The organism is Tsukamurella paurometabola (genome assembly GCF_900631615.1).
Taxonomy (GTDB): domain Bacteria; phylum Actinomycetota; class Actinomycetes; order Mycobacteriales; family Mycobacteriaceae; genus Tsukamurella; species Tsukamurella paurometabola_A.
Genome location: NZ_LR131273.1, coordinates 2,249,613 through 2,261,548, shown reverse-complemented (window position 1 = coordinate 2,261,548; position 11,936 = coordinate 2,249,613). Strand labels below are relative to the sequence as shown.

The following is an 11,936-nucleotide window of genomic DNA, read 5'->3' as shown; positions in this document are numbered from 1 at the left end:
ATGAATTCTACTGGCGCAGCGGGGGAAGCTCCGCCCCCACGAGCACGGGCTCGGGCCGCAGCTCGACACCGAACCGGGCGAACACCCCATCGCGGACCTCGCCCGCGAGCGCGAGCAGCTCGGCCGTCGTGCCGGTGCCGCGGTTGGTGAGCGCGAGGGTGTGCTTCGTCGACAGCGAGACGCCGGTGCGGCCGCCGTCGTAGCCCTTGCGGAACCCGGCCCGCTCGATCAGCCAGCCCGCGGAGAGCTTCACCCCGTCGGGCGCGGGGTACTGCGGCGTGGTCTCGCCGGTCGACTCCTCGATGCGCCGGACCGTCGCTTCGGCGGTCGCGGCCGGCACGACGGGGTTGGTGAAGAAGGATCCGACGCTCCACGTGTCGTGGTCGGCCGGGTCGAGCACCATGCCCTTGCCGCGGCGCAGGTCGAGCACGGCGCGGCGCGCGTCCGCGGGGTCGACGGTGCCGCCCGCCTCGACACCGAGGGAACGGGCGAGTTCGCCGTATCGGATCGGGGCGGAGGCACCGTCGGTCAGGGCGAACCGCACGCGCAGCACGACGTCAGCGGGGCCGGAGCCGGCGGCGCCCGGGGCCTCGTGCTGCTTGAGGCGCGACGTGCGGTAGCCGAGGGCCAGCGTCTCCGGCACGACCCACGCGGTCTCGCCGGTGGCGCGGTGGTACAGCTCGACGGCGTCGAGCCAGGCGGACACCTCGACGCCGTACGCCCCGACGTTCTGCACCGGCGTCGCGCCTGCGGAACCCGGGATGCCGGAGAGGCATTCGAGGCCGCCGAGCCCGGCCTCGACGGAGGCGGCGACGACGTCGTCCCAGACCGCGCCGGCGTCGGCGGTGAGCACGGTCCCGTCGATCGTCACCGTGTCGTGCGCGAGGTGCACGACGGTCCCGTCGAAGCCCGCGTCGGCGATCACCAGGTTGGACCCGCCGCCGACCAGCAGCACCGGCTCGCCCGCCGCGTCGCAGCGCGCGACCGCCTCGGCGACGGCGGCGGCGGAATCGCAACGCAGGTAGGCGCGGGCGGGGCCGCCCAAGCGCAGCGTGGTCAACTCCGATAGCAGTTCAGGCACCCCGCAACGGTAACGTGTCTCCTCATGACCACCCGTCTCGAGCGCTCGCTCGACTACGCCACCAGTCCGGCCGCGCTGCACGCCGCGTTCACCGACGATGCGTACTGGCCCGCCCGCGTGGCCGAGGTCGGCGGTGAGGGCGCCCGCGTCGCGGAGCTGTCCATCACCGGCGAGGGCACCGGGCGCTCGGTGCGCGTGCTGGTGGTGCACGTGATCGGCGAGGACAAGCTTCCGCCCGTGGTGACCGCGATCCGCCCCGGCGGGCTGGAGATCCACCGCCTCGAGGAGTGGGGCCCGTTCGACGGCACCCGCTGTGAGGGCCGCTTCTCGGCCGAGATCCAGGGCGTCCCGGCGCAGCTGTCGGGGACCGCCGTGCTGGAGGCGGGGCCCGGCTCGGACGGCGCGTCCGCCCGCATCACCGCGGACGGCGAGGCCAGCGTGTCGATCCCGTTCGTCGCGAAGAAGGTCGAGTCGCTGGTGGTCGAGAACCTGCAGGAGCTCATGGAGAGCGAGCGGGACTTCACCCTGCAGTGGATCGCGGAGCATCCCTGACCGGTAAGGTTTCCCCACATGGCACGACGTCTCAGCTACTCGGCGCGCTTCCCGTTCCCCGCCGAGGTCTTCTACTCCGCGTACTCGAACAAGGAGTACTGGACCGAGAAGATGACCGACTTCCGCAACCTCACCCCGCTGTCGGAGCTCACCGAGTTCGACGTCGATGACGAGGGCATCACGGTCGTCCAGAAGCAGAACCTGCCGCACGAGTACCTGCCGCCGATCGCGCAGGGCGTCGTGAAGAAGGACATGATCATCACGCGCGAGGAGTTCTACGGCGCGTGGGACGGCGAGAACTCGATCGGCGACTACAAGGCGTCGATCCCCGCGGGCCCCGGCTCCCTCAAGGGCGAGGCGTCGCTGTTCAACACCGAGACCGGCTGCACCATGCGCTACACCACCGTGGTGAAGGTGTTCGTGCCGTTCGTGGGCACCAAGCTGGAGCAGCTCATCCTCATCAACCTCGTGGACCTGTTCCGCGCGGAGGCCGAGTACCTCAAGTACTGGGTCGACAAGAACGCCTGATCCCGTGCCGCCGGAGGGGCGGGCCGGGCAGCCCGAGGGGCGGATCACCCGCGGCACCACGGGCCTGAACCGGCTGCGCCGCAGCGACCGCTGGTCGGTGCACTCCCCCGCGGTGTCGGCCGCGCTCGGCGGACCGTCGCCGCTGGCCGTCGACGTGGGCTACGGCGCCCGCCCGAACACCACCCTCGAATGGGCGGCCTGGTTGCGCCGGATCAACCCGGCCGTGCGGGTCACGGGCCTGGAGATCGACCCCGCCCGCGTGGTCCCGGGCCGCGACGGCGTGGAGTTCGCCCGCGGCGGCTTCGAGCTCGCCGGGCTGCGCCCGAACCTGGTGCGCGCCTTCAACGTGCTGCGGCAGTACGACGAATCCGAGGTCGCCGACGCCTGGGCGACGGTCGTCGGGCGGCTCGCGCCGGGCGGCGTCTTCGTGGAGGGCACCTGCGACGAACTGGGCCGGCGGTGCTGCTGGCTCACGCTGGACCGGTCCGGGCCGCGCACCCTGACCCTGGCCTGGCATCCGGGGTACAGCGAGCACCCGTCGGACCTGGCCGAGCGGCTGCCCAAGGCGCTGATCCACCACAACGTGCCCGGCGAGCGGATCCACACGCTGCTGGCGCTGGCGGACGAGTGCTGGGATCACGCCGCCGGTTACGCGCCGTACGGCAACCGGGTGCGCTGGCGGGCCGCGGCCGCCGCGCTCGCCGCCCGCACCGACGGCGCGGCCCGCGCGCCGCGCCGGCCGGTCCGCGACAACGTGCTCACGGTCGACTGGCACCTGGTCGCGCCGTAGCGGCTCACGATGTCGACGTCCGGCGCTGCGCAGGTGTTCTGACGCACCTCCAAGGCCGCGGACGTCGACATCGTGAGCGCGGAACCTTATCGAGCACGAGTCAGTAGTGTGGTGCGCATGACATCGCTGACCGTCGCGCTGGCGCAGATCGAGGCCACGACCGATCCCGCGGCCAACGCCGCGCTGGTCGAGGACGGCCTCCGTCGCGCCGCCGCGGCGGGAGCGGCGCTCGCCGTGTTCCCCGAGGCCACGATGTGCCGGTTCGGGGTGCCGCTCGGTCCCGTGGCGGAGCCGCTCGACGGCCCGTGGGCCACCCGCATCGCCGACCTCGCACGGGCCACAGGCGTGCACGTCGTCGCCGGCATGTTCACCCCCGCCGCCGACGGTCGCGTCCGCAACACCCTCCTCATCGCCGCCCCCGACGGCACCCGCGCCGCCTACGACAAGATCCACCTCTACGACGCCTTCGGCTTCGCCGAGTCCCGCACCGTGGAGCCCGGGGCGCGCGCCGTCCTCGTGGACGTCGCCGGCGTCACCGTGGGGCTGAGCACCTGCTACGACCTGCGCTTCCCCGCCCTCTATCAGGGGCTGGCCGACGCCGGCGCCCGGGTGATCGTCGCGCCCGCGTCGTGGGGCGACGGCCCGGGCAAGCTCGACGCCTTCACCACGCTCGCCCGCGCGCGGGCGCTCGACTCCACCACCTACGTCGTCGCCGTCGACCAGGCGCGGCCGTCCGACCCGGAGCCCGGCACCGCGCCGCGCGGGGTGGGCGGCTCGCTCGCCGTCGGGCCCGACGGTGCCGTGCTCGCCTCCGCCGGCGACGGGCCGGAACAGATCGTCGTCGACCTGCCGCTCGCGCGCGTCGACGAGGTGCGGGCCACGCTGCCCGTGCTCGCCAACCGCAGGGACTTCACCGTCGCCACCCAGGGATGAGGAACAATCTAACGCCGATGGACACGAACCCGAACTTCCCGCAGAACCCCGGTCAGCAGCCGCAGCAGGCCCCGCAACCGCAGCAGCCGCAGGTCCCGCCGGCACAGCACCCGCAGGTCCCGCAGGCACAGCACCCGCAGCAGCCGCAGGCGCAGGCACCTCAGGCTCCGCAGCCGCAGGACGGTCTCACGCGGCCGATCGAGCCCGCGGCGCGCCCCTCGGGCGCGCACGCACGGCCCGAGCCCGGCCAGCAGCCCCCCGTCCCCCCGGTGCCGCCGACCCAGGTCCCGCCCGGCGGGCCGTCGGGCCAGGGCGGCCCGGGCGGCCCGGGCGGCCCGGCCACGCCGGCGAAGAAGCGGTCCACCGGCAAGCTCATCGGGCTGGCGGCGGCGGGCGTCGTCGCCGTGCTCGTGATCCTGCTCGTCGGCTCCGAGCTGTACATCCGCAACCACGTGCAGAGCTGCCTCGCCGACAACATCAAGAAGGGCACCAGCGCCTCCGACGTGAAGGTCAGCTTCGAGAAGACCCCGATGCTGATCCAGAACGCGAGCGGCAAGATCCCGTCGATCGACATCCAGATCGACGGCATGCAGGGCACCTCGGGCCTCAACGCGCACCTGCTGCTCAAGGGCGTCGAGCCCAGCGGCGACAACAAGGTCGACGACGTGACGATCCTCGGCACGTTCACCGCCGACGGCATCAAGAACAAGGTCGTGAGCTCGGGCGTGATCTCCGATCCCAAGGTCAGCCTCAACAGTTCGGCCAACCAGATCGAGATCAGCGGCACGGCCGTGATCCTCCCGGTGACGGTGAACCTCAAGCCCACCATCAAGGACAACAAGGTGGTGCTCACGGCGAGCAAGGCGTCGGTGTTCGGCATCGGCGTACCCGACGACCTCGCGCAGCAGCTCATCACCGCCGTCGCCGACATCCCGACCCCGAACGGCCTCACCGCCAGCGACCTGAAGATGACCGACGAGGGCATCTCGCTCCGCTACTCCGGCCAGAACGTGCTGCCGAAGGACATCGAGAGCGGCTCCGACGTCGGCGCCACGAACTGCTCGGTCGTGTGAACCCGCTGAGCGCCGCCCGCGCGGACCTGCAGCTGCGGGTCCGCTGGGCGGTGCTGCACGGCCTGCCGCGCTACGCCCTCCCCCGGCGGGCCGCCCGCGGCGACGTCATGGCCGAACTGCTCCTCGGCTACCGCGGCGCGCCGGGCGGCCAGTACGCGCAGCTCGACCGCATCCGGGAGCAGGGCCGGATCATCGGCAGCGAGGTGGGTGCGGCGACGGCCGACCACGCGGTGTGCCGGGCGGTCCTGCGCGATCCGCGGTTCGCGACCATCCAGCCGCGGGACTTCGGCTTCCCGCGGCCGCTCATCCCGGTCCTGGACCGGACGGACCCGCGCCTGCCGAACCCCGTCGAGCCACCGTCGATGCTGGTCACCGAGCCCCCGGCGCACACGGCCTACCGGCACCCCATCGCGCGGACGTTCACGCCGAAGGCGATCGCGACGCTCACCGACCGCGCGCGGGAGGTCAGCGAGCGGCTGCTCGACGAGCTCGCCGCCGACCCCCGACCCGACCTCGTGACCGGCTACGCCGCCCGGCTCCCGGTCACGATGATCGGCCGGCTGCTGGGGCTGCCCGAGGCGGACGACGAGTACATGCTGGAGTGGGGCGAGGCCGCGGCGCCGCTGCTGGACACGGGCCTCGCGTGGCCCGTCTACAAGCGCGCGCAGGACGCGCTGCGCGGCCTCGACGACTACCTCACCGCGCACTTCGCGCGGGTCCGCGCGAACCCGGACGCCGACGACCCGTTCGCGCTGCTCGCCGCGTCGGGCGAGCTGACCGACCGCGAGCTGGTGACGAACGCGGCGCTGCTCATCGGCGCCGGCTTCGAGACCACGGTGAACCTCATCGGCAACGGCATCGTCGCGCTGCTCGAGCACCCGGAGCAACTGGAGCGGCTGCGCGCCGAACCCGAGCTGTGGCCGAACGCGGTCGAGGAGATCCTGCGCTACTCCAGCCCCGTCCAGCGCACCGCGCGCGTGGCGCGGGAGGCCGGCGAGATCGAGGGCGTCGCGTTCGCCGAGGGCACCGTCGTCTCCCTGCTGCTGGCCGGTGCGAACCGCGACCCGGCCGTGTTCGACCGCCCGCACGAGTTCGACGTCGCGCGGCCCGAGGCGAAGAAGAACGTCTCCTTCGGCTACGGCATCCACGCCTGCATCGGCGCGGCGCTGGCCCGGATGGAGGGCGCCGTCGCCCTGCCCGCGCTGTTCGAGCGCTACCCGGGCCTCGCGCTCGACGGGCCGGGCACGCACCGCGGCCTCGCCACGCTGTACGGCTGGGCGTCGCTGCCCGCCAAGCTCGCCTAGCCCGACGGTGCCGGCGTCCCGCCGGTGGCCGGCGTCCCGCGGGTGGTCCCGCCCGACGGGCCGGGCCGGCACCGTCGGACCGGTGACGCGAGCGCTACTCCGGGAAGCCGGCGAGCACGGCGCGGGTGCCGGAGAGGCCGAGGCGGTTCGCGCCGGCGTCGATCATCTCCTGCGCGGCCTCGGCGGAGCGGATGCCGCCCGAGGCCTTGACGCCCACGTCGGGCCCGACGGCCGCGCGCATGAGCGACACCGCCTCCGCGGATGCGCCGCCCGACGGGTGGAAGCCGGTGGAGGTCTTGACGAAGGTGGCGCCGCCCTTGACGGACCGCTTGCACACCTCGGTGAGCAGGTCGGCGTCGCCGAATTCGAGCAGCGCCGCGGACTCGACGATCACCTTGAGCACGGGGTCGGCGCCGATGGCCTCACGGACGGTGAGCACGTCGGAGAACACGCGGTCCAGCTCGCCGGCGAGCGCGAGCCCGACGTCGATCACCATGTCCACCTCGTGCGCGCCCTCCTCGATCGCCATCCGCGCCTCGGCGGCCTTGATGAGGGTGTGGTGCTTCCCGGACGGGAAGCCCGCGACGACGCAGAGCTGCGGCGCGCGGCGCCCGGTCTCCGCGGCGCCCGCCTGCGCGTCGATCGCGGCGCGCAGCGGCAGCATCGACGGGGAGAGGCAGACGGCGTAGACGCCCAGGTCCAGCCCCTCGGCGTAGGCCGAGGCGGCCGCGGCCTCCGTGGCCTCGGGCTTGAGCAGCGTGTGATCGACGAGGGCGGCGACTTCGGATCGGGTGAGCACGTCTGAGACGATACCGGGCGTGACCCGCGATACACGCTACGTCCTCACGCTCGGCTGCCCGGACACCACCGGCATCGTCGCGCGCATCTCGACCTTCCTCGCCGACGTCGGCGGATGGATCGTCGAGGCCGGCTACCACTCGGATCAGGACTCCGGCTGGTTCTTCACCCGCCAGGCCGTCCGCGCCGACAGTGTGGCGGTGCCGCTCGACGAACTGCGGGAGCGGTTCGCGTCCGAGGTCGTCGCCGAGTTGGGCCCGGAGACCGAGTGGCGGCTGACCTCCAGCGCGGAGCCGAGGGACATCGTGGTGCTGGTCAGCAAGGAGGGGCACTGCCTGCACGATCTCGTCGGCCGGGTGGCGACGGGCGAGCTGAACGCGCGGATCGCCGCGGTGATCGGCAACCACGAGGACCTGCGCGATTTCGTGGAGCGGCTCGACATCCCGTTCCACCACGTGCCCTTCCCCGGTCCGGGCGAGGACAAGTCGGCGGCCTTCGCTCGCGTCGCGGAACTCACCGATGCGCTGAACCCCGACGCCGTGGTGCTCGCGCGGTTCATGCAGGTGCTGCCGCCGGAGCTGTGCGAGGCGTGGGCCGGGCGGGCGATCAACATCCACCACAGCTTCCTGCCGAGCTTCGTCGGCGCGCGGCCGTACCACCAGGCGTTCGCGCGCGGCGTGAAGCTGATCGGCGCGACCTGCCACTACGTGACGGCGGACCTCGACGCGGGCCCGATCATCGAGCAGGACGTCGCGCGCGTGGACCACGCCGACGCGGCCAGCGACATGGTGCTGCGCGGCCGCGACATCGAGAAGGTCGTGCTCGCGCGCGGCCTGCGCTGGCACCTCGAGAACCGGGTGCTGGTGCACGGCCGCAAGACCGTCGTCTTCTCCTGACCCGCTCCCCGCGATTGAACACCGTTTCTGTCCTGCGCGACCTGCGGTTTCGCCGTACAGAAACGGTGTTCAATTCCCGACGGGGCCGCTACTCCGGCGCCCCGGAGGTGACCGGGCGGCCGTCGAGGATGGAGTCCAGGAGGGCGTTGAACTTCTCGGGCTGCTCCAGGGGCAGCATGTGGCCGGAGTCGCGGATCACGGCGAAGCGGTCGAGCTTCCCGGCGACGCGGAGTTCGCCGGCGATGATGTCGGCGTCCGCGGGCGGGGTGAGGTGGTCGAACTGGCCGACCGCGACCGACGTGGGGATCGTGATCTTGCGCAGGCCGGCGGTCACGTCGACGTTCGCGAGCACGTGGCCCCACTCGGCGCGCACGTCCGACGGACAGGAGGCGACCATGTCCTCGGTGTACTTCACCGCCCCGTAGGAGGCGTAACCGCACAGCGCGGTGTACCGGATCACGGCGGTGTGCACGCGGTTGTGCCGGACCTTGACGTTGGCGCCGAGCACCGCGTCGCCCAGCTTCTGCGTGAACCGCGGCGCGACGCGCGGCAGCGCGGCGAGCGGGGTGGCCCCGGCGAAGCCGGCGACGGCGTCGCGCGCGTAGGTCGAGGAGAGCACCGCGTGATGGGCTCGCTCGGCGACCTCGTCGGTGTACTTGTCGGCCCAGGCCATGATGGTGATCGCGCCCATGCTGTGGCCGACGAGCAGCGCCTTCTTCCCCGCCGGCACGTGGGCGGCGAGGACGGCGTGCAGGTCGTCGGCGAGGACGGCGGCGGAGAACGCGAAGGCGCCCGCCTCGGACTCGCCGTGGCCGCGCTGGTCGTAAGCGACGACGCGGTAGCCGCGGCCGACGAGGTGCTCGACCTGCCGCGGGAAGTTGGTGAGATTGCAGGTCCAGCCGTGGATGAGCACGGCGATCGGCCCGTCCTCCGGCCCCCACACCCTGGTGTGCAGGCGGGTGCCGTCTCCGGAGACGACGACACCGTCGGTGTGCGGGCCGTCGTAATCCTCGATCAGCTTGGCGTTCGCCGGCTCCGCCGGGGACGACAGCGCGTAGGCGGCGACGCTCGCGGCGATGGCGGCGGCACCGGCGCCGAGGGCGCCCGCGGCACCGACGACGAGCTTCCTGGAGATCTTCATACCAACAACCTTACTAACTATTACTCAATAGCGCGGGCGGCGGATCTCGTCGAGCTTCGGCTTCACGTCGAGCAGGTACACCAGGATGCCGACGGCGCCGATCACCGTCCCCATGTAATTCAGGCCGGCCAGCACGAGCAGCCCGCAGGCGACCAGCGTGATCACCCAGTAGTTCTTCTGCCATTTGCCGGCGGCGGTGAAGGCATCGGCCGGTGCGCGCAGGGCGTGAATGAGGCAGAAGGCCCCCGTCGCGAGCAGCGCGACCGTGACCACGAGCGATGCGAGCAGACTGAGGGTGCCGAATCCGTAGAGGAGGACGTCCATGACACCAGCCTAAAGGTCGGGCGCCCGGCGGCAGTGCCGCCGGGCGCCCGGGGTGATGCGGAGAGGGGTGACGATCAGGCGTCGGCCTTCTTGGGGGCCGCCTTCTTGACCGCGGTGGCGGCCTTCGCGGTGGTCTCCTCGACGACGGCCTCGGCCTTGTCGGCGGCGGCCTCGGCCTCGTCGCCCGCGCGGCCGACCAGCTTGGCGGCGCGCTCGCCGACCTGCTTGGTGGCGGTGGCGACCTGGCCCAGCGAGGACTCGGTCAGCTCGACGGCCGAGTTGTAGGCCTTGGTGGCCTGCTCGGTGGCGTCCTCGATCACGGAGCCGGCCTTGAGGCGCTCGAAGGCGGTCTCGCCGCGCTCGGCGAGCGACTCGTAGATGTCGGTGGCGACCTGGATGTAGGCGGCGGCGACCTTGCGCAGCTCGTCGGCGGTGAACTTGGCGCGCAGCTCGTCGACGTCCTTGGGCAGGCCGTCCTTGGCCTCGGTCAGCTTGGTCTGCGCGGAGCCGGCGGCCTCCTCGACCTTGGCCTGGGCCTCCTCGACCTTGGTCTGGAAGTCCTTGGACGCGTCGGTCGCGGCGGCGCGCAGCTTCTCGACGACCTCGGAGACGGCCTCGTAGGCGTAGTCACCGGCGCCGAGAGCGGCGAACAGGGGGGTCTTCAGGTCTTCGAGGGTGTTCTGCTCGGTCATGGCACGTTCTCCTTCAATGCGGTCTCGTTCTCGCGGCAGAAGCTCTCGTAGATGTCGAGGAGAGCCTGTTTCTGCCGCTCGTTGATGGCCGTGTCCGCGATCAGCGCATCGCGCACCGGGGATTCCGGTCGCTCCTCGAGGATCCCGGCCTGGACGTAGAGCACCTCCGCCGAGAGCCGCAGCGCTTTGGCGATCTGCCCGAGCACGTCGGCCGACGGTCGTCGGAGCCCCCGCTCGATCTGGCTGAGGTACGGGTTGGAAACCCCCGCCCTCTCGGCCAGCTGCCGGATGGACACCTCCGCCGCGAGACGCTGCGCCCGGATGAACGCTCCGATGTCAGATCCCGAATTCTCAACAGTCTCTTCGTCGCTCGTCATATCCGGTCTCCCGTCTGCGCGGCTGATTCCACGCTAACAGCTAGTGCTAGCTCTTGCAAGCAGTTTGCTAGCAGGGTGATTCCAATCAGAAGAAGATCTGGGTGATCGAGTAGATCACCAGGCCCGCGATCGAGCCGACCACGGTGCCGTTGATGCGGATGAACTGCAGGTCACGCCCCACGGCGAGCTCGATCTTGTCGGAGGCCTCGTCGGCGTCCCAGCGCGCGACGGTGTCCGTGATGATCGATGTGATCTGGCCCGCATAGTTCTCGACGAGGTGCCGCACCGAGCGGTCGACCCAGAAGTCGACCTTGTCGCGCAGCGCCTGGTCGTCGCGCAGCCGCACGCCGAACCGGGCGGCCGACTCGCTGAACTTCTCCCGCAGCGTGGAGTCCGGGTCCTCGACGGAGGCCTCGATCATCCGCTTCGCGGCCCGCCACGCCGCCTGCGCCGCGGTGCGCACCTCCTCGCGGCCCATGAGCTCGGCCTTGACGTCCTCGACCTTGGCGATGGTGCGCGGGTCGTGCTGGAGGTCCGAGGCGAAGTCCCACAGGAACGTGCTCATCGCCTGGCGCACCTCGTGGTCCGGATCGCTCCGCACCTTCCAGGTGAACTCGACGAGCTCGCGGTAGATCCGCTCCCCCAGCAGCGAGTTGACGAACTTGGGCGACCACTGCGGACCGTCGGTGTCCACGATCTTGTCGATGACGCCCTGGCTGCCCAGGGCCCAGTGGTGGGCGCGCTCGGCGAGCAGGTTGATCAGCGGCAGCTGGCGCTGCTCCTGCAGCAGCGTCTCCACCAGACGCCCGATGGGCGGCCCCCACTCGGGCTCGGCGAGCCGCTTGATGATGGTCGAGTTGAGCACCGCCTCGACGTCCTCGTCCCGCAGCACCTCGCTCATCACCTTGACCAGCTTCGCCGCCTCGGCGCCGAGCTTCTGCGAGTTGTCGGGGTCGGCCATCCAATTGGCGACGCGGCCGCTCAGGTCGAGCGAGCCCACCTTCTCCGCGATCACCTCGGGGGTGAGGAAGTTGCTCTCCACGAAGCCGCCGAGCGCGTCGCCCAGCTGGTCCTTCTTGCGCTTGATGATCGCCGTGTGCGGGATCGGCAGGCCGAGGGGGTGCCGGAACAGCGCGGTCACCGCGAACCAGTCGGCGAGCCCGCCGACCATGCCCGCCTCGGCCGCGGCCTTGACGTAGCCCACCCACGGCCCGGCCATGGGGAGGTTCGAGCCCTTCGTGTCGAGGTACTCGCAGAACAGGTAGATGATCGCCGCGCCGATGAGGAAGGAGAGCGACAGCGCCTTCATCTTGCGCAGCTCGCGCTTCTTCTGCTCGTCGGGCGTGCCGCCGAACGGACTCGCCGGGACACGGGGCGAGGAGCTGGCCCCGGACGACTGCGGGGAACCCGCGGGAACTGACACCGTCACGAGTCGATCTTGCCCGAA

The 11,936-nt window shown here is 71.8% G+C and carries 14 protein-coding genes; 7 read left to right on the top strand and 7 right to left on the bottom strand.

Going from position 1 to position 11,936, the window contains the following annotated elements:
• Positions 1-7: 7 nt before the first annotated feature.
• Entirely contained in the window at positions 8-1,081 is a 1,074-nt protein-coding gene (locus ELY19_RS11220; protein WP_126196269.1) for a UDP-N-acetylmuramate dehydrogenase, read from the bottom strand.
• A 24-nt stretch (positions 1,082-1,105) separates the two neighbouring features.
• Between ELY19_RS11220 and ELY19_RS11215 the strand changes: the two genes are divergently transcribed.
• The 6 genes from ELY19_RS11215 (at position 1,106) to ELY19_RS11190 (ending at position 6,261) form a co-directional block, all read left to right on the top strand.
• Positions 1,106-1,633, top strand: coding sequence for a DUF2505 domain-containing protein (locus ELY19_RS11215; protein ID WP_126196268.1), 528 nt, complete (start codon positions 1,106-1,108; stop codon positions 1,631-1,633).
• Between the two features lie 18 nt (positions 1,634-1,651).
• Positions 1,652-2,161: a DUF2505 domain-containing protein gene (locus tag ELY19_RS11210; RefSeq protein ID WP_126196267.1), complete on the top strand. Its 510-nt coding sequence runs from the start codon at positions 1,652-1,654 to the stop codon at positions 2,159-2,161.
• A gap of 4 nt (positions 2,162-2,165) precedes the next feature.
• Positions 2,166-2,951: a class I SAM-dependent methyltransferase gene (locus ELY19_RS11205; protein ID WP_126196266.1), complete on the top strand. Its 786-nt coding sequence runs from the start codon at positions 2,166-2,168 to the stop codon at positions 2,949-2,951.
• A gap of 126 nt (positions 2,952-3,077) precedes the next feature.
• Positions 3,078-3,884, top strand: a complete 807-nt coding sequence (locus ELY19_RS11200) for a carbon-nitrogen hydrolase family protein (RefSeq protein WP_126198800.1) — start codon at positions 3,078-3,080, stop codon at positions 3,882-3,884.
• 17 nt (positions 3,885-3,901) lie between these two features.
• Positions 3,902-4,957: an LmeA family phospholipid-binding protein gene (locus ELY19_RS11195; RefSeq protein ID WP_126196265.1), complete on the top strand. Its 1,056-nt coding sequence runs from the start codon at positions 3,902-3,904 to the stop codon at positions 4,955-4,957.
• On the top strand, positions 4,954-6,261 hold the full coding sequence (locus ELY19_RS11190; protein ID WP_227966736.1) for a cytochrome P450: 1,308 nt from the start codon (positions 4,954-4,956) through the stop codon (positions 6,259-6,261). Before ELY19_RS11195 ends, ELY19_RS11190 begins: the two co-directional genes overlap by 4 nt.
• 94 nt (positions 6,262-6,355) lie before the next feature.
• On the opposite strand, the gene deoC is transcribed toward ELY19_RS11190, so the two are convergent.
• A complete protein-coding gene (gene deoC / locus ELY19_RS11185; protein ID WP_126196264.1) occupies positions 6,356-7,072 on the bottom strand; it encodes a deoxyribose-phosphate aldolase in 717 nt (238 codons plus the stop codon).
• A gap of 7 nt (positions 7,073-7,079) precedes the next feature.
• On the opposite strand from deoC, the gene purU reads away from it, so the two are divergent.
• The gene (gene purU / locus ELY19_RS11180; protein WP_126196263.1) at positions 7,080-7,955 is read left to right on the top strand and encodes a formyltetrahydrofolate deformylase; all 876 of its coding nucleotides are present in this window, start codon (positions 7,080-7,082) and stop codon (positions 7,953-7,955) included.
• Positions 7,956-8,043: 88 nt separating this feature from the next.
• Here the strand turns inward: purU and ELY19_RS11175 are convergent, their stop codons facing one another.
• From ELY19_RS11175 to ELY19_RS11155, 5 genes are all read right to left on the bottom strand, one after another.
• Positions 8,044-9,096 carry an alpha/beta fold hydrolase gene (locus ELY19_RS11175; RefSeq protein ID WP_126196262.1) on the bottom strand — a complete coding sequence of 351 codons (1,053 nt, stop codon included), beginning with the start codon at positions 9,094-9,096 and terminating at the stop codon, positions 8,044-8,046.
• 24 nt (positions 9,097-9,120) lie between these two features.
• Positions 9,121-9,420, bottom strand: a complete 300-nt coding sequence (locus tag ELY19_RS11170) for a DUF2516 family protein (protein WP_126196261.1) — start codon at positions 9,418-9,420, stop codon at positions 9,121-9,123.
• A 74-nt stretch (positions 9,421-9,494) separates the two neighbouring features.
• A complete protein-coding gene (locus ELY19_RS23480; protein ID WP_164711582.1) occupies positions 9,495-10,112 on the bottom strand; it encodes a heparin-binding hemagglutinin in 618 nt (205 codons plus the stop codon).
• The gene (locus ELY19_RS11160) at positions 10,109-10,489 is read right to left on the bottom strand and encodes a helix-turn-helix domain-containing protein (RefSeq protein ID WP_126196260.1); all 381 of its coding nucleotides are present in this window, start codon (positions 10,487-10,489) and stop codon (positions 10,109-10,111) included. Before ELY19_RS11160 ends, ELY19_RS23480 begins: the two co-directional genes overlap by 4 nt.
• Positions 10,490-10,574: 85 nt before the next feature.
• Positions 10,575-11,798 carry a DUF445 domain-containing protein gene (locus ELY19_RS11155; protein ID WP_126198798.1) on the bottom strand — a complete coding sequence of 408 codons (1,224 nt, stop codon included), beginning with the start codon at positions 11,796-11,798 and terminating at the stop codon, positions 10,575-10,577.
• Positions 11,799-11,936: the final 138 nt, after the last annotated feature.

What these genes read in the sequence shown, in the direction of transcription:
- ELY19_RS11170 (WP_126196261.1), bottom strand. Translation starts at nt 9,420, where the DNA reads ATGGACGTCCTCCTCTACGGATTCGGCACCCTCAGTCTGCTCGCATCG.
- ELY19_RS11195 (WP_126196265.1), top strand. Translation starts at nt 3,902, where the DNA reads ATGGACACGAACCCGAACTTCCCGCAGAACCCCGGTCAGCAGCCGCAG.
- ELY19_RS11160 (WP_126196260.1), bottom strand. Translation starts at nt 10,489, where the DNA reads ATGACGAGCGACGAAGAGACTGTTGAGAATTCGGGATCTGACATCGGA.
- ELY19_RS11175 (WP_126196262.1), bottom strand. Translation starts at nt 9,096, where the DNA reads ATGAAGATCTCCAGGAAGCTCGTCGTCGGTGCCGCGGGCGCCCTCGGC.
- ELY19_RS11215 (WP_126196268.1), top strand. Translation starts at nt 1,106, where the DNA reads ATGACCACCCGTCTCGAGCGCTCGCTCGACTACGCCACCAGTCCGGCC.
- ELY19_RS23480 (WP_164711582.1), bottom strand. Translation starts at nt 10,112, where the DNA reads ATGACCGAGCAGAACACCCTCGAAGACCTGAAGACCCCCCTGTTCGCC.
- ELY19_RS11155 (WP_126198798.1), bottom strand. Translation starts at nt 11,798, where the DNA reads ATGAAGGCGCTGTCGCTCTCCTTCCTCATCGGCGCGGCGATCATCTAC.
- ELY19_RS11210 (WP_126196267.1), top strand. Translation starts at nt 1,652, where the DNA reads ATGGCACGACGTCTCAGCTACTCGGCGCGCTTCCCGTTCCCCGCCGAG.